Raw genomic sequence first — 21469 nt, 5'->3', positions numbered from 1 at the left:
TTGTCGCGATGCAGCCAGACATGCCGATATTACGAAACGCAATTACGCCGCCGGAGGCGCCCGCAGGGAGAAACGCCGGACCTCGACCGCACATTTGCAGCGCGTGGCTTCGGGTTGCAGCACGGCCAGCACCTCGGCGTAGAATTCATACGGAGGCTGGGTCTCGGCCAGGTAGGGGAAGAAATAGAAATCGTCGACGACACAGAATTCGACGACCTGTTCGGCAGCGCCGTTGTCGGGAACCAGATCGCCGCTGAAAGCCGCGAAATGGGCATGGTCCTCCAAATAGATATGCACCTTCTGACCCGCATGGGCTGCGAGCAGAACGGCCAGCATAAAGGCCGCGAGGCATTGTTTGAGGCGGAGGTGCATTGTCTTCACGGTGGCGAAGATACGAAAAAAAGGGACCGCGACAAGCGGCCCCTGCAAAAATACCTACAAATGAGGGTGTATGTCCTGTCCGGCACTCCCCGGGGGAAGCGGACACCCCCGGAAAAAGCCGGGCGGTTCAAATGCTGATGTCGAGGATCTCGAAATGGATCGTGCCGGCCGGAACCTCCACGTCCACACGGTCGCCCTTCTTGCGGCCCAGCAGCGCCTTCGCGATAGGCGTGCCGATCGCCAGTTTGCCTTCGCGCAGATTCGCCTCGTGCTCGGCGACGATCGTGTAGGTCATCTGCTTCTGATTGTTGTGGTTCAGAAGCGTCACCTTGCTCAAAATCTGCACTTTGCTCTTGTCGATCTTCGACTCGTCGATCACGCGGGCGTTGGCCATCGTATCCTCCAGTTTGGCGATACGCATCTCCAGCAGCCCCTGTGCCTCACGGGCGGCATCGTACTCCGCATTCTCCGAAAGGTCGCCCTTGTCGCGCGCTTCGGCGATCGCCGCCGAAATCGCCGGACGCTCGACGGAACGCATGTGCTCGAGTTCGTCCTTGATTTTCTTGTAGCCCTCCGCTGTCAGATAAATAATCTCTTGTGCCATAATCCAATAACTCTCCGGAATCTCCCGCCGGAAGCCGGAAATTCCAAAAACCGAATAAAACGTAAAAAATAAGAATCCTGACCCGAAAAGGCCAGAACCCCATTGCTATTGCATAGACAAAGATAGGAAGTAAAATCCATATTTCCAAATCTTTTTTCGCGCCCCGTGGCACGGATCGTGCCCGCCGTGCGGGGTATGTACATCGCCCTTACGCTTCATCTGCTGTGGACGCTCGGCGCGGCCGCCGTCATCACGCGCCGCCAACGGATACCGGCCTCGGCGGCCGCCTGGCTGGCGCTGGTCTTCCTGCTTCCCGTCGCCGGCACGCTGCTTTACGTGCTGGCCGGATACCGCCGCGCGGTCCCGGCGGCAGAGTCCTGCGACTGCCGGGGCGACGCCGTGGAGCAGATCGTCGCCCGCGGCTGCGGAACCCGCCCCGCGCCCCGCAACAGCGTCAGCCTGCTGCACAACGGCAGCAACGCCTTCACGGCGCTGATCGCCGCCCTGCAACACGCCGTCCGCTCGATCCACATGGAGTACTACATCATCCGCGACGACCGCATCGGGCGCACCATCGCCGAAATCCTGATCCGCAAAGCCCGCGCCGGACTCGAAGTGCGCGTCATCTACGACGCCGTAGGCTCGTGGCGGCTGAGCCGCACGACATTGCGCCGCATGCACGACGCCGGGGTACGCACGGCCGCCTTCGAGCCGGTGCGCTTCCCGTGGTTCACCACGCGCGTCTCGCGCCGCAACCACCGCAAAATAGTCGTCACGGACGGCCGTGTCGCCTTTCTGGGTGGCATAAATATTGCGAAATACTACCTCGACGGAGATTACATGGGCAAGTGGCGCGACGAGCACCTCCGCATCGAGGGCGACGCCGTGAAGGACTTGCAGCGGCTCTTCATCGCCGACTGGGCGCGGGTCACGGACGAATGTCTCGACCTGCGCCGTTACGTCGCCCCGCACGGCATCCGGCAGCGCCTGCCGATCCAGCTGGCCTGGTCCGAAGAGGGCCCCTCGCGGCTGACCATCGCCGAGGCTTTCGCAGCGGCCGTCGTCCGGGCCAGACAGCGGGTGCGCATCTGCTCACCCTACTTCCTGCCCCCGACGCTGATCCTCGACGCGCTGCGCCTTGCGGCGCGGGGCGGCATCCGGGTCGAAGTGATGATCCCGACGTGCAGCGACTCGCCGTTCTCGGACCTCGTGTCCGACTCCTACGTCGCGGACCTGCTCGACGCCGGAGTCGAACTCTACCGCTACGACAACGGATTCCTGCACGCCAAACTGGTGATCGTCGACGACACGCTGGCGTCGGTCGGAACCGCGAACATGGACTACCGCAGTCTGACGGACAACCTCGAAGTCACGGCCTTCATCCGCGACCGCGAGACGGTCCGGCAGCTGGCGGCGACCTTCGACGACGACCTCGCCTCGTGCCGCCGCATCACGCGCGCCGAATGGAGGCCGCCGCTGTGGCGCCGGACGCTGGGCGACGTGCTCCGGCTCGTGTCACCCCTGATGTGATCCCGTCCTAAACATCAACGTCTTATGAAACACCTGGTCTTCACCCTCCTCGCCGCGCTCGTCTTCTCCGGCGCGGCCTCCGCCCAACGCCTGATGGTCGGCGTACGCGGCGGCGTCAACTTCGCCGACTACTCGTTCGTCCCGACCCGCATCGGCGACACCCGCTTCACGCCCGGCGCCGTCCGGGCCGGTTACGACGTGGGCTTCGTCCTGCGGCTCAACCTTTCGAAACACCTCCACCTGCAATCGGAACTGAACTACGCCTTCGTCAATTACAACGTGCTGGCCGAGAACTCCGGGAGCCGCCGCATCGCGCTGCGCACCGAGCGGTTCGAAATCCCCGTCCAGCTGGGCTTCCAGTTCGGCGTGCTGCGCCTGTTCGGCGGCGCGCTGTTCCGCGTCACGGAATCCGAGCGGAGCAGCGTCCCGCAGCTGCTCAAGGTCCGCTTCAACAACGGCGACGTGGGCGTCATGGGCGGACTGGGCTTCAACATCCGCAAATTCTTCATCGACTTCCGCATCTCGGGCTACCCGCGTTCGCGCGTCTGGCACGATTTCACCTCCGAAGGAATCGCCCGGCGCGTCAAAGTGCCCCACGACATCGTCTACGGCGGGTCCCTGGGATTTTTCTTCTGACACCGTCGCCGAAAACGTCCCGGCACGGCGCGCCCCACCGCAACAAGCTGCAAATCGGGCATTTATCCACACCCCGAAACATCGTTCCGGCACCTTCGCCCCGCCCTCAAGCCCCCGCCCCGGCAGGGGCTTTTTCACGCGCCGCCGGAAAAAACGCCCCGCACGGCATCTTCGCAGCCTCCGCGAGCAATATTTTTTTTTGCAAATCGTTAATTTATGCGTAACTTTGCGCGATAAAGCGCCGTAAAAGATTCATAAATGAAGCAGACTTTTTTATACGCCCTTTGCGGAGTGGCGGCAGCGATCATCCTCGGAGGATGCTCCGGGATGAACGCCCTTCTGAAAAGCGGGCAGCCCGAACTGATTTACAGCAAGGCGCTGGAGTACTACCAGAAGGAGAAATGGCAGCGCGCCTCGACCCTTTTCGAAGGCGTGCAGCACTACTACACGGGCTCGTCGCGCGAAGACAGCATCTCGTTCTTCAACGCCCGCTGCAAGTACAAGAACCGCGATTTCGACACGGCTTCGACCCTGCTGGACGACTTCCGCCGCAAATTCGGCCGCAGCGCCTTCATCGAAGACGCCGAGGGCATGTACGCGCTCTGCTTCTACTACCTCTCGCCGGGTCCCTCGCGCGACCAGACGATGACCGGGCACGCGCTGATCGCCATCAACGAATTCATGTCGCGCTATCCGCAGAGCGACCGCGTCGAGAACTTCCGCAAGATCAACACCGAGCTGACCGAACGGCTCCACGAGAAAGCTTACCTGAACGCCTACACCTATTATAAGACGGGCAAATACAAATCGGCGATCGTGGCGTTCAAGAACGCGCTGAAACAATACCCCGAGAGCAAGCGCCGCGAAGAGATCATGTACCTGATCGTCGATTCGGGCTACCGCCTGGCCAGCAACTCGATCTCCGAAAAGCAGACCGACCGCTACCTGTCGATGCTCGACTCCTACCTCTCGTTCAAGGAGGAGTTCCCCGAATCGACGCACATCAAGAGCCTCGACCGCATGGCCCAGCAGGCACGCGACTACCTCGACCGCAATAACAAAGACAACAACATATAAGATGGAAATCAAGAAGAACATTCCCAACAACACCATCACGCGCAAGCTGGTGGATCTGGACCGGGAGACGGGCAACGTCTACAAAAGCATCAACATCATCGCCCGCCGCGCCAACCAGATCTCGACCGAACTCAAGACGGAGCTTAACCGCAAGCTCGCCGATTTCTCGTCGCCCACCGACACCATGGAGGAGACCTTCGAGAACCGCGAGCAGATCGAGATTTCGCGTTACTACGAACGCCTGCCCAAACCGGTGATCATCGCCACCGAGGAGTTCCTCGACCACGAGCTGGTCTACAAGGAGGGCAAGGACGGCGTGATGAAGGAGATTTAAAATCCGCACGCAATGGCATCCCCGGGCACGTGTCCCCCGCTGGCGGGACGCCACATACTGCTGGGTATCACGGGTAGCATAGCGGCCTACAAGGCTGCCGTGCTTTGTCGTTTATTGAAGACGGCCGGCGCCGACGTGCGCGTGGTGATGACTCCGCTGGCGAAGCAGTTCATCACGCCCCTGACGATGGCCACGCTCTCGAAGAACCCGATTCTGGTGGAGTTCTTCGACCCCGAAAACGGCGCGTGGAACTCCCACGTGTCGTTGGGCGAATGGGCCGACTGCTACCTGATCGCCCCCGCCACGGCCAACACCCTGGCCAAAATGGCCTCCGGCATCGCCGACAACCTGCTGCTGACCACCTACCTCTCGGCCCGCTGCCCGGTCGCCGTGGCTCCCGCCATGGACCTGGACATGTACGCCCACGAGGCCACGCAGCAGAACCTCCGGACACTCGCCCGGCGCGGCGTGCACATCGTCGAGCCGGGCGAAGGCGAACTGGCCAGCGGTCTTCAGGGCAAGGGCCGCATGGCCGAACCCGATGCGATCGCCGCATTCGTCGGCGGTCTTCTCCGTGAAAAAAAAAAGAGCCTGCAAGGTAAACGGCTGATCGTCACGGCAGGAGCCACGATCGAAGCCATCGACCCCGTGCGGTTCATCTCGAACCACTCCTCGGGCAAGATGGGCTATGCCATTGCCGGGGAGCTGGCCGACAGAGGGGCCTGCGTGACGCTTGTCACGGGCCGCACGGAGCTGCCGACGCCCGCGGGCGTGGAGCGCGTGGACGTGCTCTCGGCCGCCGAGATGTACGACGCCGCGGTCCGGGCTTTCGAAGGGTCCGACGGGGCCGTGATGTGCGCCGCCGTGGCCGACTACACCCCCGACCGGGTTTCGGACACCAAAATCAAGAAATGCGACGGCGACATGTGCATCACCCTGCGCCGCACGCGCGACATCGCCGCCGAGCTTGGAGCGCACAAGGGCGGCCGCCTGCTGGTGGGATTCGCCCTGGAAACCCACGACGAACAGGCGCACGCCGAAGCCAAACTCGAGAAGAAGAATTTCGACTTCATCGTCCTCAACTCGCTGCGCGACGCCGGAGCCGGCTTCCGCGGCGACACGAACAAGGTGACCTTCATCGACCGCACGGGCCGCGAAGAGCTTCCCCTGCTGTCGAAGCGCGAAGTCGCCGAACGCATCGCCGAACGTATCGAAGAGTTTTTCGCCGAATAGCGCGCAATCGCACCCGGTTTTCGTTTTTTCATTTTTAATTCTTAATTTTGAATTCTTAATTCCGAATTGGTATGCTACGCCGTCTGTCGGTCGAAAACTACGCGCTCATCGACAAGCTCGAAATGGAGCTGGACCCCCACCTGAACATCATCACGGGTGAGACCGGGGCCGGAAAATCCATTCTGCTCGGCGCGCTGGGCCTGCTGCTCGGAGCCAAGAACGACGGGCAGGCGATGAAGGACGCAACGCGCAACTGCACGGTGGAGGGGACCTTCGACCTCGCGGGAAGCAGCCTGGAAGCGTTTTTCGCCGAGAACGACCTCGACTACGCCCCCGAAACGACCCTGACGCGCATGATCACCCCTGCGGGCAAGAGCCGCGCCTTCGTCAACGACGTACCCGTGCAGCTGGCGCAACTGCGCGAACTGGGCGCACGCCTGCTGGACATCCACTCGCAGCACCAGAACCTGATCCTCTCGTCGGAGGAGTTCAGGACTTCGGCGCTCGACACCGTGGCTGCGAACGGGGAACTGCTGACGCAGTACGCCGCGCAGTATGCCCGGCTTACGGAGCTGCGCCGCCGTCTCGCGGCCCTGCGCGAAGAGGCCGCCAACGGCCGCCGCGACGAAGAGTGGCTCCGGTTCCAGACCGAGGAACTCACCTCGGCCAACCTGCGCCCCGGTGAGCAGGCAGAGCTGGAGGAGGAGCTGGCGGTGCTCGAAAACGCCGACCGCATCGGCGAGGCGCTGACCTCCCTGCGCAACGCCCTCGACGCCGACGAGACCGGGGTGCTGGCGCAGCTCAAGAATTCGGAGAACGAACTCAACCATATCCGCAGCCACTACCCCGCCGCCGGGGAATATGCCGGACGGCTGCGCTCGGTACTGGAGGAACTGAAGGACATCAACGGTTCGGCCGCCGCCGCATGCGAACGGCTCGATGCCGACCCCGAGCGGCTGGCGAAGTGCTCGGCGCGGCTCGACACGCTGATCGCCCTGCAACAGAAACACCGCGCGGCGGACGAAGCGGAGCTGATCGCCCTGCGCGACCGCTGCGCCGCACAACTCGCAGCCATCGTCCACAGCGACGAGGAGATCGCCCAGGCGGAAGCAGCCCTCTCGGAAGCAGCCGAAAAGACCGCGACGCTGGCCGACCGTCTGCACAAGACGCGCGAGAAGGCCGCTGCGGGATTCGAGAAACACATCCTCTCGACCCTCGCCCGGCTGGGCATGCCCGAGACGGTTTTCCGCATCGCCCTGACACCCCTCGCAGAGCCGGGACGCACGGGCCGCGACAGCGTGCAATTCCTCTTCACGGCCAATCCGCGAATGACGCCGCAGCCCGTCGAGCGCATCGCCTCGGGCGGCGAGCTTTCGCGCGTGATGCTGGCCCTGAAAGCCCTGCTGGCCGAACGGATGCAGCTGCCGACGATCATCTTCGACGAGATCGACACGGGCGTTTCGGGCCGCATCGCCGACGCCATGGGCGAAATCATCGCCTCGCTCTCGGCCTCGATGCAGGTGGTGGACATCACCCACCTGCCGCAGGTCGCTTCGAAGGGCACGGCGCACTTCGTGGTCTACAAGCGCGGCGGACGCACCGACATCACGCGCCTGGGCGACGAGGAGCGCGTGACCGAGATCGCCAAGATGCTCTCCGGCTCGGAAATCACCGACGCCGCCGTGGCCCAGGCCCGCATCCTGCTCGGCAAATAGCCGTACAAAACCGATTTCACACGTGACGGAGCGGCCGGACCGCTCCGCCCGCCATTATAACCCCTAAAAAACACGACATGAACGACATCCTCGAAATTGCGGCCGCCAACCAGCAGCGCGCCCGCGAGGTCATCCGCGACACCGATCTGGAGGCCATCTGGCGCTCGGTGGGCGCCGAAGCGAACCTCGTAGGCTCGCTCCGCACGGGTCTGCTGATGAAGCACCGCGACATCGACTTTCACATCTACTCCTCACCGCTCCGCGTGGCCGACAGCTTCGCCGCCATGGCCCGGCTGGCCGAAAATCCCCGCATCCGTCGCATCGAGTACGGAAACCTGCTCGACGCGCAGGACCAGTGTCTCGAATGGCATGCGTGGTATGCCGACGCCGACGAACGGCTCTGGCAGATCGACATGATCCACATGCCCCGCGGCTCGGCCTGGGACGGCTATTTCGAACGCGTGGCCGACCGAATCAGCGCCGTACTGACCGACGAGACGCGCCGCGCCGTCCTGCAAATCAAGTACGACACGCCCGACGAGGTGAAGATCATGGGCATCGAATACTACCAGGCGGTCCTTCGCGACGGCGTGCGCACCTATGCCGAGTTCGAAGCATGGCGTGCGGCGAACCCCGTCGAGGGCATTCTGGAATGGATGCCGTAAGCCCGCCGGAAACACCGCTCCCCTGCACGGCCCTGCCGGCCGGCATATGGAAAGCATTGAACCGCAAATGCGGCAAGGAGAAATAACCGCCGCAGCCTCAAAGAAAACGGACCGTTCCTTTCGGGGGACGGTCCGTTTTGCGTCAATGCCGGCGCAGCCGCCACCGTTGCACGATCGTCTCGCCCCGGAAGTAGATGACCAGCGAACTGACGATGACCGCCATGCCCGCCACGGTGCTGAAATCGGGGTATTCGCCGGGCAGCATGATCCAGCTCAGCACGGCCCCCAGGACAGGATTGATCAAACGGCACATATTGATGTCGCTGACCTTCGTGCCCTCGGTGCGCAGGGCCATGAACCAGAAACTGAAGGCGAAGACCGAGATGAAGACCAGCACGCCGAGACTCGCATAAAACCCGACGGGCTTGGCCCAGAAGGGGTGGAAACCCTCCGCCGCGATGCCCACGCCGTAAATCAGCAGGCCGCCGAAAAACATCTGCACGGCATTCAGGAAAATCGGGTCGACCTTGCCCTTGTCCTCCGAAACCGAAATCGCGGAATAGCCCTGGAACAGGATGCAGGCCAGCAGCAGGACGATACCCCCGATGCCGCGCCAGTCGAGCGGCGAACCGTCGCTGCCCGTGCCGACGATCAGCAGCAGTCCCGCGAGGCTCACCGCAAGACTCACGACCTTGTAACGGTTCAGGCGGTCGTTGCTGGCCACGAGGTGCGCCAGCAGCACGTTGATCAGCGGCGTGAGGCCCATGACGATCGAGCTGATGGCCCCGCTGACGAAATCGACACCGAAATAAAAGGCCGTATAGCCCATGAACATATTGATCAGGATCAGGTTGCCGAAAAGCCGCCGGTGCTGCATGATCTCGCGCCACATGCCGCGATGCCAGGTGTAGGCGAAGAGAATGATTCCGACAACGGTGAAGCGCAGGCCCGCGAAATTCATCGGCGAGAAATCGTAGCTCAACCCCTGCTTGATGAACGGATTGACAATCGCCCACAATACCGAGGCCAGCACGGCGTAGAGTATTCCTTTTTTCATAACGTGCATCTTTCCGCCGCAAAGGTACGAAAAACGGCCGGCAAAACGAAACCGGTCCGGGCAAATGGACGGGCCGGTCCGGGAGCAGGCCGTGCATTCGCCGGAACGGCGCAGATGCCGGATACCGCGTCCCGGTCCGGGCGGATTCTGATTTTAAGCCGGATCCGTCCGGCCATCGTGAAGAACGGGACGAACGGATAGTACTTGAGGTACATTCCATTCGCCCCGTTCGAGAGATGTGCGGAAATATCCGCTTATAAATGGGAATCCGTTACATCATGCCGCCCATACCGCCTGCGGGCATCGCCGGCATGGCGGGAGCGTCGGACTTCTTCTCGGCCAGCACGCACTCCGTGGTGAGGAACATCGAGGCGATCGACGCGGCGTTCTCCAGCGCTACGCGCGACACCTTCGTCGGGTCGATGATACCGGCTTTCAGCAGGTCCTCGTACTTGTCGTCGCGGGCGTTGTAACCGAAGGCGTCCTTGCCCTCCTTCACCTTGTTGACGACCACCGAGCCTTCACCGCCGGCGTTCTCGACGATCTGACGGAGCGGCTCCTCGATGGCGCGTTTCACGATCTGGATACCCGTCGTCTGGTCCTCGTTCTGGCCCTTCAGGCCTTCGAGAGCCGCCGTGGCACGGATGTAAGCCACGCCGCCGCCCGGAACGATACCTTCCTCGACGGCTGCGCGCGTTGCGGCCAGCGCGTCGTCGACACGGTCCTTCTTCTCCTTCATCTCGACCTCCGTGGCGGCTCCGACGTAGAGCACGGCGACACCGCCGGCCAGCTTGGCCAGACGCTCCTGCAACTTCTCCTTGTCATAGTCCGACGTAGCCTTGTCGATCGACGAGCGGATCTGGGCCACACGGGCTGCGATCTCCTCCTTCTTGCCGGCGCCGTCGACGATGGTGGTGTTCTCCTTGTTGAGCGTCACCTTGTCGGCCGAACCCAGCATCTCCAGCGTCGTATCCTCGATCTTCATGCCCTTGTCGGCCGAGATCACGGTCGCACCCGTCAGGACGGCGATGTCTTCGAGCATCTCCTTGCGGCGGTCACCGAAGCCCGGAGCCTTGCAGGCGGCGATCTTCAGCGTGCCGCGGAGTTTGTTGACAACCAGCGCCGAAAGGGCCTCGCCGTCGACATCCTCGGCGATGATCAGCAGCGCACGGCCGTTCTGGGCCACCGGCTCCAGCACGCCCATCAGCTCCTTCATCGTCGAAACCTTCTTGTCCGTGATCAGGATATAGGGCTTTTCGAGCTGCGCCTCCATCTTTTCCGTGTCGGTGATGAAGTAAGCCGAAATGTAACCGCGGTCGAACTGCATGCCCTCGACCACCTCGACATGGGTCTCGGTTCCCTTGGCCTCCTCGACGGTGATGACACCCTCGTTGTTGACCTTGGCCATCGCCTCGGCGATCAGCTTACCGATCGTCTCGTCGTTGTTGGCCGAAATGGTGGCCACCTGCTCGATCTTGGCGAAATCCGAGCCGACCTCCTGGCTCTGCTTCCGCAGCGACTCCACGACCGTCGCAACGGCCTTGTCGATACCGCGTTTCAGGTCCATCGGGTTGGCTCCGGCCGTCACGTTCTTCAGGCCGACGCCGATGATCGACTGCGCCAGCACGGTTGCGGTGGTCGTACCGTCGCCCGCATCGTCGTTGGTCTTCGAAGCGACCTCGCGGACCATCTGGGCGCCCATGTTGGCGAAAGCGTCCTCCAGTTCCACCTCCTTGGCCACCGTCACACCGTCCTTGGTGATCTGCGGAGCGCCGAATTTCTTGTCGATGATCACGTTGCGGCCTTTGGGACCGAGCGTTACCTTAACGGCGTTCGACAGCGCGTCGACACCCTCCTTGAGCAGTTCGCGCGCCTCTACGTTATATTTAATATCCTTTGCCATGACTGTTTATCGAATTTAGATGATTGCCAAAATATCGTTCTGTTTCATAATGAGGTAGTCCACGCCGTCGACCTGGATTTCCTGACCGGCATACTTGCCGTAGAGCACCTGGTCGCCCTCCTTGACCTCCATCTTGACCTCCGAGGTTCCGGGGCCTACTGCAACGACTTTGCCTGCCAGCGGTTTCTCCTTGGCCGTGTCGGGGATGATCAATCCGCCGGCCGTCTTCTCCTCCGCGGGATTCGGGAGAATCAGCACGCGGTCCGATAATGGTTTTACGTTCATAGCTTTGTGTTTTAAATTTGTTTGATATAATATGTTTCATTCGCTTTCGCAACCTCTATCCCATCAATAGATGTGCCAACCGTTTTTTGGCAGATTTTGCGTGACAAACGAGCAGAGGCGACTGCCATTTTGTCATTTCCGCCATTTCCGGACGATTTTTCAGCCGTTTTTTTTGCACGGACCGAAAAATCGTATTACATTTGCATCCCGATACGACGAACACGTATCACACGGTGGATGTAGCTCAGTCGGTTAGAGCGTCGGATTGTGGTTCCGAAGGTCGAGGGTTCGAGCCCCTTCTTCCACCCGAAAAGGTCTTCTTGCGAAGACCTTTTTTCGTTGGCATGTGCAGACAGTTCAATTGGCCGACACGGAACATGCGATACGAATCCGTCGGGCGACATCGCCTCCGCGCTCCGGTTCCCGGGGCTGCATCATAAAAAAACCGGACGCCTCGCGGCATCCGGTTCTCTTTATATTCCGGCAGCAAATTACTTGCGGTAGATCTTCGTGTAGCCGTAGATAGCCTCGTCGCCGAGTTCCTCCTCGATGCGGAGCAGCTGGTTGTACTTGGCCATACGGTCCGAACGCGAAGCCGAACCGGTCTTGATCTGACCCGAGTTCGTAGCCACGGCGATGTCGGCAATGGTCGAATCCTCGGTCTCGCCCGAACGGTGCGACGTCACCGACGTATAGCCGGCGCGGTGAGCCATCTCGATGGCGTCGAGCGTCTCGGTCAGCGTACCGATCTGGTTTACCTTGATCAGGATCGAGTTGGCGCAGCCCATTTCGATACCCTTCTTCAGGAAGTCCACGTTGGTGACGAACAGGTCGTCGCCCACGAGCTGGCACTTGTCGCCGATCTCGGCGGTCAGCATCTGCCAGCCTTCCCAGTCGTTCTCCGACATGCCGTCCTCGATCGAGTCGATGGGGTATTTGGCGACGAGTCCCTTCAGGTACTCCACCTGCTCCTTCGACGTACGCTTGGCGCCCTTCTCGCCCTCGAACTTGGTGTAGTCGTAAACGCCGTCCTTGTAGAACTCCGACGAAGCGCAGTCCATGCCGATCGACACGTCGCCGCCCTCGCACTTGCGGCCGGGCTTGTAGCCGGCCATCTTGATGGCCTCGATGATCGACTCGATGGCATCCTCCGTGCCGTTGAGCGCGGGAGCGAAACCACCCTCGTCGCCTACGGCCGTCGAGAGGTTACGGTTGTGGAGCACCTTCTTCAGGTTGTGGAACACCTCGGCGCCCATGCGGATGCCCTCCTTGAACGAAGGAGCGCCCACGGGACGGATCATAAACTCCTGGAATGCGATCGGAGCGTCCGAGTGCGAACCGCCGTTGATGATGTTCATCATCGGAACGGGCAGCGTCTTGGCGTTCGCGCCGCCGATATAGCGATAGAGCGGCATGCCGAAATAGTCGGCGGCAGCGCGGGCAACGGCCAGCGACACGCCGAGGATGGCGTTTGCGCCGAGCTTCGACTTGGTGGGGGTTCCGTCGAGGGCGATCATGGCCTTGTCGATGCCCACCTGGTCGGCTACGTTCATGCCGATGACGGCCGGAGCGATCACTTCGTTAACGTTCTTCACGGCGTTCAGGACGCCTTTGCCCAGGTAACGGCTCTTGTCGCCGTCACGAAGCTCAAGGGCCTCGTTCTCGCCCGTCGACGCTCCGCTCGGAACGGCAGCGCGGCCGAATGCGCCCGATACGGTACGAACTTCGACCTCGATGGTCGGATTGCCTCGCGAGTCGAGGATTTCCCTTGCGTGAATCTCTACAATCTGCATAGTTGTAATAATTTGAATTTTATGGTGTTTGAATGCTAATTCCCTGAATCGGCACGGCAAAGGTACAAAATAATTGTGAATTGCAGTTTCATTATTGTTATTTTTTTCACGACAACAGCATTCGTTTCCGCGGATTTTTCTGTAAATATCGTATCTTTGTGCCGCGGCACAGACGCATAACCTGTAAACGACTTTCAATCAATGCGAAAAGTTCTTTCGTTCTCGCTCTTTCTGATGCTGGGCCTCGTCGCCTCGCAGCTGCTTCCCGGCGCACTCGGCACGGCCTATCCGGGTTTCAAGGCGACTGCCGACACCCTGCTCTACATCTGCCTGGGATTCATTATGATCAACGTCGGACGGGAGTTCGAAATCGACAAGTCGCGCTGGCGCTCCTACACCGCCGATTACTTCATCGCCATGGCCACCGCAGCGCTGCCGTGGCTGCTGATCGTCCTCTACTATATTTTCGTACTGCTGCCCTCCGACCTCTGGACCGACTCCGCGGCGTGGAAGGAGAATCTGCTGCTGAGCCGTTTCGCGGCCCCGACCTCGGCCGGTATCCTCTTCACGATGCTCGCCGCGTTAAGCCTGAAAAACAGTTGGATATACCGTAAGATCCAGGTGCTGGCTATCTTCGACGACCTGGACACCATCCTGCTGATGATCCCGCTGCAAATCCTGATGATCGGCCTCAAATGGCAGATGTTCGCCATCGTGGGCGTGGTCGTCGTACTGCTTATCGCAGGCTGGCGGTGGCAGGCGCGGTGGAACGTCCGGCAGGACTGGAAACGCATCCTGGGGCTTTCGGCGGTGGTCTGCGCCCTGACGCAGGCGCTCTACATCGTCACCGCGCGGTGGTACGGACCTGAAAACAGCATACACATCGAGGTGCTGCTTCCGGCCTTCGTGATCGGCATGCTGATGAAGCACAGGGAGATCGACACCCCGACCGAACGCCGCGCCGCAACGGGCATCTCGTTCCTGTTCATGCTGCTTGTCGGCATGAGCATGCCGCTCGTGACGGGCGCTTCGGCGGCAGACGCGGCCGCGGCCGCCACCTCCATCACGGCGTCGCAGCCGATGATGCCGTGGGGCGTGCTGATCCTGCACGTCGTGGCCGTTTCGGCGCTCTCGAACATCGGGAAGCTGGTCCCGGTCTTCTTCTACCGCGACCGGAAACTGAGCGAGCGGCTCGCACTCTCGATCGGCATGTTCACCCGCGGCGAGGTGGGCGCAGGCGTCATCTTCATCGCCCTGGGATACAGCCTCGGCGGCCCGGCGCTGATCATCTCGGTGCTGACGCTGGTGCTGAACCTGATCCTCACGGGCGGCTTCGTCGTCTGGGTCAAGAAACTGGCCCTGAAAAGCTGCACACCCGAAGCATAATTTCATCGACCTCCATGAAAAGATACGCATTCATCCTGCTCGTCCTGCTGTCGGCGGGAGCCGTCCGGGCGCAGCGGTATGAGAAGAACATCCTGGGCGTCCGCGCCGGCGTCAACGTGTCGACCTGCGCCATCTCGATCGAAGACGTGCGGATAAACACCGGTTCGCGCGCGGGATTCCACTTCGCCGTGACGGACCAGATCCTGCTCCACCGCAGCCTGCCCCTCTACCTCGAAACGGGCATCGGCTTTTCGAGCCGCGGCGGCAGGGCCGCCGCTGAAATCTACGGCGACATCTACAACATGACCATGCGTCCGTTCTACATGCAGGCCCCCCTGCTCGTCAACTACCATTTCCACATCCGGGATCTCCTCACGATCCAGCCCTTCGCGGGCATATACGGCGGCGTGGGCATCCGGGGCGCGATGAAGACCGAATACGGCAACGAGGATATGTTCAGCGCCCCGGGCTTCCTCTCCCGCATGGATTTCGGCGTGCGCGCGGGCGCCGGGTTCGTCATCAGACGCATCTACCTGGGCATAAGCTACGACATCGGCTGCCGCGACCTGTTCCGGGGCGGCGAATTCTTCGGCTACGCACTCCAGCCCGAAAGCGCCGAAATACGCAACAACTGCCTGACCGTAAACATCGGGTACAATTTCTGACATCCGACAGCTATCCGGCTAAAACAAAAGCATTTACGGATATTCTTTTTCATTGTCTGTAAAAAAATTCGGGGGGGGGATTTTTCGAAAAAATTATCCTATATTTGCCACGTATACAAACCCAAACCCATTCATTATGAAAAAAGTATTGCTTATCGTGGCCGCCATCCTGCTGGCAAATGCCGTTTCGGCGCAAAACTACGAAAAGAACATCCTGGGCGTCCGCGCCGGACTGAACCTGTCGAGCTACTCGATTTCGGCCGGAGGTGCGTCCATCAGCACCGACTCGCGGGCCTCGTTCCACGTCGCCGTGACCGATCAGATCCTGCTTTGCAACAAACTGCCCTTCTACCTCGAAACCGGGCTTGCCTTCTCGAGCCGCGGCGGCAAGGTCGACGGCGTGAGCTTCCGCCCCTCCTACCTGCAAATCCCCGTGCTGGTGAACTACCACTTCAACATCAAGGACATCGTTACGATCCAACCCTTCGCAGGTCTTTACTACGGGCTCGGCATCGGCGGCAAAGTGAAGGTCGGCGACGAGAAGGGCGACATCTTCGGAGACGAAGGCGGGTTGAAACGTTCCGATCTGGGCGTGCGTCTGGGCGCCGGCGTCGTCTGGAAACGCATTTACTTCGGACTGGGCTACGACATCGGCTGCCTGAATCTGGTCAAGGAGAGCGACGGCGAGGGCACGATGCGCAACAACTGCTTCACGATCAGCGTCGGATACAATTTCTAATCCGCCCCTGCGCCAATAAAAAAGGGACGTCCTCGTCGGGCGTCCCTTTTCCGTTCCGCATAAACGGTCATTCCCGCAGCAGCACCGACGAATCGCCGTAGCTCAAAAAGCGGAAGCCGTGGCCGAGGGCGTAGTCGTAAATCCGCCGCCACCCGTCGCCCACAAAGGCCGAAACCAGCAGCAGCAGCGTCGATTTGGGCTGGTGGAAATTGGTGACGATATTGTGCACGATGCGGAACTCGTAGTCCAGCGGCGTGATCATAATCTGCGTCGAGGCTTTCAGCCGGTCCAGCCCCTCGCGCTCCATATACCCCGACAACTCCTGCAACGCCTCGCGGCCCGAAAACTCCGCGGGAATGTCGTACAGCTCCCACTGCCCCACGACCCGCCCGGCATCGGGCGTCCCGGCCGTGCGGATGCGCCACGCAAGGGCCGCAAGCGATTCCAGAGTACGCACCGAGGTGGTTCCCACGGCGGTGATATGCCCCCACTTCTCCAGCAGGCGGACCACCGTCGCACGGCGCACCTCGAAATGCTCGGTGTGCATCGGATGCCGCGCGGCGTCCTCGTCCTTGACGGGCAGGAACGTGCCCGCCCCGACATGGAGCGTCACCTCCTCGAAGGCGAATCCGCGCGCCTTCATCTCCCCGATCAGCTCGGGCGTGAAATGCAGCCCGGCGGTCGGTGCGGCCACCGAACCTTCGAACTTCGAATAGACCGTCTGGTAGCGCGTGTTGTCGATCTCCTCGCTCTCGCGGTTCAGGTAGGGCGGAATCGGAATCCGCCCGAGGTATTCGAGCAGCTGCCCGAAGGTCATCGGGGCCGTCCACTCGAAACGCACGACGCACTCGCGGCCGTGGTCCTCGACGATCCATGCACGAAGGTGCTCGGCGCAGCCCCCGCGTTCGAAATTGATCTCCACGTACCCCTCTTTCCACTTCTTGCGGTTGCCCACGATGCACGACCATGTGCAGCCGCCCGTGACGGCGAACGCCCGCTCGTAGTCGGCCGGGTCGTGCGGCTCGAGACAGAAGACCTCGATGCGCGCCCCGGAGGGCTTGTGCATGACGATCCGCGCCCGGATCACCTTCGTGTTGTTGAAAACCAGCAGCTCCCCGGCCGGCAGCACGTCGCCGATGTCGGCGAAACGCTTTTCCGCGATTTCTCCGCCGCGCCAGACGAGCAGCTTCGAGGCGCTGCGCTCGGCGAGCGGGAATTTGGCGATCCGCTCGTCCGGAAGGTCGTAATCGAAGCGGCTGATGTCGATATGTCGTTCCATATTTTGCCCGAAATTATGTGGCAAAGTTACTATTTTTTGTAACTTTGCGGCGCTGCAAGGCAATAGAAAAAGGAAAAACCCATGAAAACCGACTTTCTGGTTATCGGTTCCGGCGCCGCGGGCCTTTCGTTCGCGCTGAAAGCCGCAGCCCACGGACACGTTACGATCGTCACCAAGGGCGCGATCGAAGAGTGCAACACCAATTATGCACAAGGCGGCATCTGCTCGGTAACGTACGCTCCCGACACATTCGAGAAACACATCCGCGACACGCTGGTCTGCGGCGCAGGCAAATGCGACGAGAAGGCCGTGGAACTGGTCGTGCGGCGGGCCCCGGAACTGATCGCCGACCTCATAGCCTGGGGCACGCGTTTCGACAAGACCCCCGACGGGCGTTTCGAGCTCAACCGCGAAGGCGGACACTCGGAGCACCGCATCCTCCACCACGAGGACCTCACGGGAGCCGAGATCGAACGGGCGCTCGTGCAGTCGGTGAGGGAGCATCCGAACATCACGGTTCTCGAACGCCACTTCGCCATCGACCTGCTGACGCAGCACCATCTGGGCGAATTCGTCACGCGCCACACGCGCGGACTGGCCTCGTTCGGGGCCTACGTCCTGAATCTCGACACCAACGAGATCGAGACCATGCTTTCGAAATTCACCGTCGTGGCCACGGGCGGCTGCGGCAACGTCTACTCCACGACCTCGAACCCCGTGGTCGCCACGGGCGACGGCATCGCCATGTGCCACCGCGCCAAGGCGATGACCGAGAACATGGAGTTCATCCAGTTCCACCCCACGACGCTCTACAACCCCGGCGAGAAGCCCAACTTCCTGATCACCGAAGCCATGCGCGGCTTCGGGGCCATCCTGCGGCTGCCCGACGGCAAGGAGTTCATGGACAAATACCACCCGATGAAATCCCTCGCGCCGCGCGACGTGGTGGCCCGCGCCATCTACCGCGAGATGACCAAACGGGGTTCCGACTTCGTCTACCTCGACGTGACGCACAAGGACCCCGAGGCCGTGAAGAGCCATTTCCCGAACATCTATGAAAAATGCCGCTCGATCGGCATCGACATCACCAAAGACTGGATTCCCGTGACCCCTGCGGCGCACTACTGCTGCGGCGGCGTGAAGGTCGACACCAACGGCGAAACCTCCGTGAAACGGCTCTACGCGCTGGGCGAGACCTCGTGCACGGGGCTGCACGGCGCCAACCGTCTGGCCTCGAACTCGCTGATCGAAGCGGTGGTCTACGCCGACCAGGCCGCGCGCCACACGGCGTCGCTGCTGGAGAAAGTCGATTTTCAGGAGGGCATTCCCGACTGGGATTTCGAAGGCACGCAGCACACCGAGGAGATGCTGATGATCATCCAGTCGAAGCGCGAGATGCAGACGATCATGTCCAACTACGTGGGCATCGTGCGGTCGAACCTCTCGCTCAAGCGCGCCATGCACCGGCTGGAAATTCTCTGGCAGGAGACCGAGGAACTTTACAACAAGACCAAGCCCAACCGCGAACTGTGCGAGCTGCGGAACATGATCGCCATCGCCTACCTGGTCATCAAGCAGGGCCGCGAGATCAAGGAGTCGGTGGGCTGCCATTACAATGCGGATTATCCAAAGGAGGGATAATCCGCATAATTAAGAATTAAGAATTAAAAATGAAAAATTTAAAAATGGGATTCGCAGGCAAACCGTCCAAAGCACAGGTTTTTCGATAACGCATGTCAAAAAACCGTCTCTTTCACAATCGCCAAGGAGGCTATTTTTCATTTTTAATTCTTAATTTTTAATTGCGCAAGTCATGACACAACAGGAAGAGATAACCCGGCGGCGGACCTTCGCCGTCATCGCCCACCCCGACGCGGGCAAAACCACCCTTACGGAAAAACTGCTGCTGTTCGGCGGCGCCATCCATGTGGCCGGAGCCGTCAAGAGCAACAAGATCAAGAAGGGCGCCACGTCCGACTTCATGGAGATCGAACGCCAGCGAGGCATCTCGGTGGCCACGGCCGTGATGGGATTCGAATACCGGGGCTGCAAGATCAACATCCTCGACACCCCGGGCCACGAGGATTTCGCCGAGGACACCTACCGCACGCTGACGGCCGTCGACTCGGTGATCATCGTCATCGACGGCGCCAAGGGCGTCGAGGCCCAGACCCGCAAGCTGATGGAGGTCTGCCGCATGCGCCAAACCCCCGTGATCGTCTTCATCAACAAGCTCGACCGCCCGTCGAAAGAGCCGTTCGACCTGCTGGACGAGGTGGAGAAGGAACTGCATATCCGCGTGCGGCCGCTGGCCTTCCCGATCTCGAACGGACCCACGTTCAAGGGCGTCTACAACCTTTACGAGAAGAACCTCTCGCTCTTCACGTCGGACGAAAAGCTCACGGCCGACGCCTCGACGGCCGAAATCTCGGACCTCGCCTCGCAGGAACTCGAAGGCTACATCGGCGAGAAGTTCGCCGCCCAGCTGCGTTCCGACGTGGAACTGGTCGAGGGCGTCTACGACCAGTTCGACCGCGACGCCTACCTGCGGGGCGAACTGGCCCCGGTGTTCTTCGGCTCGGCGGTGAACAATTTCGGCGTGCGCGAACTGCTCGAATGCTTCGTGCGCATCGCCCCCTCGCCGCGCCCGGCGCCGACCGAAACCCGGCAGGTGGAGCCTGCGGAGCCGAAAATGACCGGCTTCGTCTTCAAGATCCACGCCAACATGGACCCCAACCACCGCGACCGCATCGCGTTCCTGAAGATCTGTTCCGGCACGTTCGAACGGAATAGGAACTACCTCCACGTACGCAGCGGCAAGCAGCTGAAATTCTCCTCCCCGACGGCCTTCATGGCCGAGAAAAAGTCGGTGATCGACTTCGCCTATCCGGGCGACATCGTGGGTCTGCACGACACGGGGAACTTCAAGATCGGCGACACCTTCACCGAAGGCGAGAAGCTCCGCTTCACCGGAATTCCGTCGTTCGCCCCCGAGCAGTTCCGCTACATCGAGAACGCCGACCCGCTGAAATTCAAGCAACTGGCCAAAGGCATCGACCAGCTGATGGACGAGGGCGTGGCGCAGCTGTTCACAAGCTCGCTCAACGGCCGCAAGATCATCGGCACGGTGGGCGCGCTCCAGTTCGAGGTCATCCAGTACCGTCTGGAGCACGAGTACAACGCCGCGTGCCGCTGGGAGCCGATCTCGATCTACAAGGCCTGCTGGATCGACAGCGACAACGCCGCGCAACTGGCCGACTTCAAGCGCCGCAAGCACACCAACATGGCCGTGGACAAGCACGGCCGCGACGTTTTCCTCGCCGACACCAGCTACGGGCTGGCTCTCGCGCAGGAGAACTTCAAGGATATCCGCTTCCACTTCACCTCGGAGTTTTAGGACGCCGCCTGACACTAAAAAACCGCCGGAGTATCGACTCCGGCGGTTTTTCACATCAGGCTGCCGCACATCAGATCATCGGGACCTCGATGACCAGCAGCCGTGCGTTTTCGGAAGCGCGGATCAGGAAATCGTCGGCGTCCGATATGCCCATGCCGTCACGGGGACCGAGCGGTTCGCCCGCGACCTCGGCCGTGCCTTCGATCACGAAAACATAGGCCCCGTTGCCGTGAAGGTTCATGCGATACCGGGCTTCCCGACCGGCGTCGAGGTCGAGCGTATGGAACCATGCCGTCTGATGAATCCATCCCACGTGTTCCCCGCCGCGGCCTTCGGGAGCCACGATCAGCCGGAACTCGTTGCGCTTCGCGGGCGCGAGTTCGATCTGGTTGTAACGGGGCGTATGGCCCTCGGCGTCGGTGATGACCCAGATCTGCAGGAACTTCACCGGCTCCTCGCGGCTGGCGTTCATCTCGCTGTGCGTGATGCCCGTACCGGCGGTCATCACCTGCAATTCGCCCGGCTTGAGGAGCTGCATGTTGCCCATGCTGTCGCCGTGCCTCAAGGCGCCCGAGAGAACGAGCGAAACGATCTCCATATTCTCGTGGGGATGCGTTCCGAACCCCTCGCCCGGGGCCACGGTATCGTCGTTGAGCACGCGCAGGGCGCCGAAATGAATCCGCCCGGGATCGTAGTATCCGGCGAAGCTGAAAGTATGGTGGGTCCGGAGCCAGCCGTGATCGGCATACCCGCGGGTCGCGGCTCTGTGAATCGTCTTTTTCATAATTTG

At 61.2% G+C, this 21469-nt stretch carries 20 protein-coding genes and 1 tRNA gene; 13 read left to right on the top strand and 8 right to left on the bottom strand.

Annotation, left to right across the window (positions count from 1 at the left end):
* Positions 1-42 precede the first annotated feature (42 nt).
* Positions 43-372 carry a hypothetical protein gene (locus NQ492_RS09725; protein WP_015547386.1) on the bottom strand — a complete coding sequence of 110 codons (330 nt, stop codon included), beginning with the start codon at positions 370-372 and terminating at the stop codon, positions 43-45.
* Positions 373-508: 136 nt separating this feature from the next.
* Positions 509-985, bottom strand: a complete 477-nt coding sequence (gene greA, locus NQ492_RS09720) for a transcription elongation factor GreA (protein WP_015547385.1) — start codon at positions 983-985, stop codon at positions 509-511.
* Positions 986-1150: 165 nt separating this feature from the next.
* Here greA and cls point away from each other — a divergent pair, with 165 nt between their 5' ends.
* The 7 genes from cls to NQ492_RS09685 all read left to right on the top strand — a co-directional run bounded on the left by cls (position 1151) and on the right by NQ492_RS09685 (position 8175).
* The gene (cls, locus tag NQ492_RS09715) at positions 1151-2515 is read left to right on the top strand and encodes a cardiolipin synthase (RefSeq protein ID WP_254886324.1); all 1365 of its coding nucleotides are present in this window, start codon (positions 1151-1153) and stop codon (positions 2513-2515) included.
* A gap of 24 nt (positions 2516-2539) precedes the next feature.
* On the top strand, positions 2540-3151 hold the full coding sequence (locus NQ492_RS09710; protein WP_015547384.1) for a porin family protein: 612 nt from the start codon (positions 2540-2542) through the stop codon (positions 3149-3151).
* Positions 3152-3409: 258 nt separating this feature from the next.
* A complete protein-coding gene (locus tag NQ492_RS09705; protein ID WP_044054464.1) occupies positions 3410-4228 on the top strand; it encodes an outer membrane protein assembly factor BamD in 819 nt (272 codons plus the stop codon).
* A gap of 1 nt (position 4229) precedes the next feature.
* Entirely contained in the window at positions 4230-4562 is a 333-nt protein-coding gene (locus NQ492_RS09700) for a DNA-directed RNA polymerase subunit omega (RefSeq protein ID WP_015547382.1), read from the top strand.
* A gap of 12 nt (positions 4563-4574) precedes the next feature.
* Positions 4575-5795 carry a bifunctional phosphopantothenoylcysteine decarboxylase/phosphopantothenate--cysteine ligase CoaBC gene (coaBC, locus tag NQ492_RS09695; protein WP_044054463.1) on the top strand — a complete coding sequence of 407 codons (1221 nt, stop codon included), beginning with the start codon at positions 4575-4577 and terminating at the stop codon, positions 5793-5795.
* 71 nt (positions 5796-5866) lie between these two features.
* Positions 5867-7510, top strand: a complete 1644-nt coding sequence (gene recN, locus NQ492_RS09690) for a DNA repair protein RecN (RefSeq protein WP_015547381.1) — start codon at positions 5867-5869, stop codon at positions 7508-7510.
* Positions 7511-7587: 77 nt separating this feature from the next.
* Positions 7588-8175, top strand: coding sequence for a histidine phosphatase family protein (locus tag NQ492_RS09685; protein ID WP_015547380.1), 588 nt, complete (start codon positions 7588-7590; stop codon positions 8173-8175).
* 142 nt (positions 8176-8317) lie between these two features.
* Here the strand turns inward: NQ492_RS09685 and NQ492_RS09680 are convergent, their stop codons facing one another.
* From NQ492_RS09680 to NQ492_RS09670, 3 genes are all read right to left on the bottom strand, one after another.
* A complete protein-coding gene (locus NQ492_RS09680) occupies positions 8318-9232 on the bottom strand; it encodes a DMT family transporter (RefSeq protein ID WP_015547379.1) in 915 nt (304 codons plus the stop codon).
* A gap of 271 nt (positions 9233-9503) precedes the next feature.
* Positions 9504-11135 (bottom strand): chaperonin GroEL, encoded by a 1632-nt coding sequence (groL, locus tag NQ492_RS09675; RefSeq protein WP_015547378.1) that lies wholly within the window; start codon positions 11133-11135, stop codon positions 9504-9506.
* Positions 11136-11150: 15 nt separating this feature from the next.
* Positions 11151-11420: a co-chaperone GroES gene (locus tag NQ492_RS09670; protein ID WP_022062262.1), complete on the bottom strand. Its 270-nt coding sequence runs from the start codon at positions 11418-11420 to the stop codon at positions 11151-11153.
* Positions 11421-11652: 232 nt separating this feature from the next.
* Between NQ492_RS09670 and NQ492_RS09665 the strand changes: the two genes are divergently transcribed.
* A tRNA-His gene (locus NQ492_RS09665) sits at positions 11653-11728 on the top strand.
* Positions 11729-11911: 183 nt separating this feature from the next.
* Here NQ492_RS09665 and eno read toward each other — a convergent pair.
* Positions 11912-13213 carry a phosphopyruvate hydratase gene (gene eno, locus NQ492_RS09660; RefSeq protein WP_015547377.1) on the bottom strand — a complete coding sequence of 434 codons (1302 nt, stop codon included), beginning with the start codon at positions 13211-13213 and terminating at the stop codon, positions 11912-11914.
* A 201-nt stretch (positions 13214-13414) separates the two neighbouring features.
* Between eno and NQ492_RS09655 the strand changes: the two genes are divergently transcribed.
* The 3 genes from NQ492_RS09655 (at position 13415) to NQ492_RS09645 (ending at position 16003) form a co-directional block, all read left to right on the top strand.
* Entirely contained in the window at positions 13415-14599 is a 1185-nt protein-coding gene (locus tag NQ492_RS09655; RefSeq protein WP_015547376.1) for a hypothetical protein, read from the top strand.
* 14 nt (positions 14600-14613) lie between these two features.
* Positions 14614-15264 carry a porin family protein gene (locus NQ492_RS09650; RefSeq protein ID WP_015547375.1) on the top strand — a complete coding sequence of 217 codons (651 nt, stop codon included), beginning with the start codon at positions 14614-14616 and terminating at the stop codon, positions 15262-15264.
* A gap of 136 nt (positions 15265-15400) precedes the next feature.
* Positions 15401-16003 carry an outer membrane beta-barrel protein gene (locus NQ492_RS09645; RefSeq protein WP_015547374.1) on the top strand — a complete coding sequence of 201 codons (603 nt, stop codon included), beginning with the start codon at positions 15401-15403 and terminating at the stop codon, positions 16001-16003.
* Positions 16004-16070: 67 nt separating this feature from the next.
* Here NQ492_RS09645 and NQ492_RS09640 read toward each other — a convergent pair whose 3' ends face one another.
* Positions 16071-17282: an S-adenosylmethionine:tRNA ribosyltransferase-isomerase gene (locus NQ492_RS09640; RefSeq protein ID WP_015547373.1), complete on the bottom strand. Its 1212-nt coding sequence runs from the start codon at positions 17280-17282 to the stop codon at positions 16071-16073.
* A gap of 81 nt (positions 17283-17363) precedes the next feature.
* Here NQ492_RS09640 and nadB point away from each other — a divergent pair, with 81 nt between their 5' ends.
* Positions 17364-18923, top strand: a complete 1560-nt coding sequence (nadB, locus tag NQ492_RS09635) for an L-aspartate oxidase (RefSeq protein WP_015547372.1) — start codon at positions 17364-17366, stop codon at positions 18921-18923.
* 172 nt (positions 18924-19095) lie between these two features.
* On the top strand, positions 19096-20679 hold the full coding sequence (locus tag NQ492_RS09630) for a peptide chain release factor 3 (RefSeq protein WP_015547371.1): 1584 nt from the start codon (positions 19096-19098) through the stop codon (positions 20677-20679).
* A 70-nt stretch (positions 20680-20749) separates the two neighbouring features.
* On the opposite strand, the gene NQ492_RS09625 is transcribed toward NQ492_RS09630, so the two are convergent.
* Positions 20750-21463 carry a pirin family protein gene (locus tag NQ492_RS09625; protein ID WP_015547370.1) on the bottom strand — a complete coding sequence of 238 codons (714 nt, stop codon included), beginning with the start codon at positions 21461-21463 and terminating at the stop codon, positions 20750-20752.
* Positions 21464-21469 lie beyond the last annotated feature (6 nt).

Origin of the sequence: Alistipes shahii WAL 8301 (assembly GCF_025145845.1) — a bacterium.
GTDB lineage: Bacteria > Bacteroidota > Bacteroidia > Bacteroidales > Rikenellaceae > Alistipes > Alistipes shahii.
This window is presented reverse-complemented; position numbering and strand designations above follow the sequence as displayed.

Bases quoted from the DNA above. Each gene is read 5' to 3' on its own strand.
- NQ492_RS09725 (WP_015547386.1), bottom strand. From the start codon at position 372: ATGCACCTCCGCCTCAAACAATGCCTCGCGGCCTTTATGCTGGCCGTT.
- greA (WP_015547385.1), bottom strand. From the start codon at position 985: ATGGCACAAGAGATTATTTATCTGACAGCGGAGGGCTACAAGAAAATC.
- NQ492_RS09710 (WP_015547384.1), top strand. From the start codon at position 2,540: ATGAAACACCTGGTCTTCACCCTCCTCGCCGCGCTCGTCTTCTCCGGC.
- NQ492_RS09705 (WP_044054464.1), top strand. From the start codon at position 3,410: ATGAAGCAGACTTTTTTATACGCCCTTTGCGGAGTGGCGGCAGCGATC.
- NQ492_RS09700 (WP_015547382.1), top strand. From the start codon at position 4,230: ATGGAAATCAAGAAGAACATTCCCAACAACACCATCACGCGCAAGCTG.
- coaBC (WP_044054463.1), top strand. From the start codon at position 4,575: ATGGCATCCCCGGGCACGTGTCCCCCGCTGGCGGGACGCCACATACTG.
- recN (WP_015547381.1), top strand. From the start codon at position 5,867: ATGCTACGCCGTCTGTCGGTCGAAAACTACGCGCTCATCGACAAGCTC.
- NQ492_RS09685 (WP_015547380.1), top strand. From the start codon at position 7,588: ATGAACGACATCCTCGAAATTGCGGCCGCCAACCAGCAGCGCGCCCGC.
- NQ492_RS09680 (WP_015547379.1), bottom strand. From the start codon at position 9,232: ATGAAAAAAGGAATACTCTACGCCGTGCTGGCCTCGGTATTGTGGGCG.
- groL (WP_015547378.1), bottom strand. From the start codon at position 11,135: ATGGCAAAGGATATTAAATATAACGTAGAGGCGCGCGAACTGCTCAAG.
- NQ492_RS09670 (WP_022062262.1), bottom strand. From the start codon at position 11,420: ATGAACGTAAAACCATTATCGGACCGCGTGCTGATTCTCCCGAATCCC.
- eno (WP_015547377.1), bottom strand. From the start codon at position 13,213: ATGCAGATTGTAGAGATTCACGCAAGGGAAATCCTCGACTCGCGAGGC.
- NQ492_RS09655 (WP_015547376.1), top strand. From the start codon at position 13,415: ATGCGAAAAGTTCTTTCGTTCTCGCTCTTTCTGATGCTGGGCCTCGTC.
- NQ492_RS09650 (WP_015547375.1), top strand. From the start codon at position 14,614: ATGAAAAGATACGCATTCATCCTGCTCGTCCTGCTGTCGGCGGGAGCC.
- NQ492_RS09645 (WP_015547374.1), top strand. From the start codon at position 15,401: ATGAAAAAAGTATTGCTTATCGTGGCCGCCATCCTGCTGGCAAATGCC.
- NQ492_RS09640 (WP_015547373.1), bottom strand. From the start codon at position 17,282: ATGGAACGACATATCGACATCAGCCGCTTCGATTACGACCTTCCGGAC.
- nadB (WP_015547372.1), top strand. From the start codon at position 17,364: ATGAAAACCGACTTTCTGGTTATCGGTTCCGGCGCCGCGGGCCTTTCG.
- NQ492_RS09630 (WP_015547371.1), top strand. From the start codon at position 19,096: ATGACACAACAGGAAGAGATAACCCGGCGGCGGACCTTCGCCGTCATC.
- NQ492_RS09625 (WP_015547370.1), bottom strand. From the start codon at position 21,463: ATGAAAAAGACGATTCACAGAGCCGCGACCCGCGGGTATGCCGATCAC.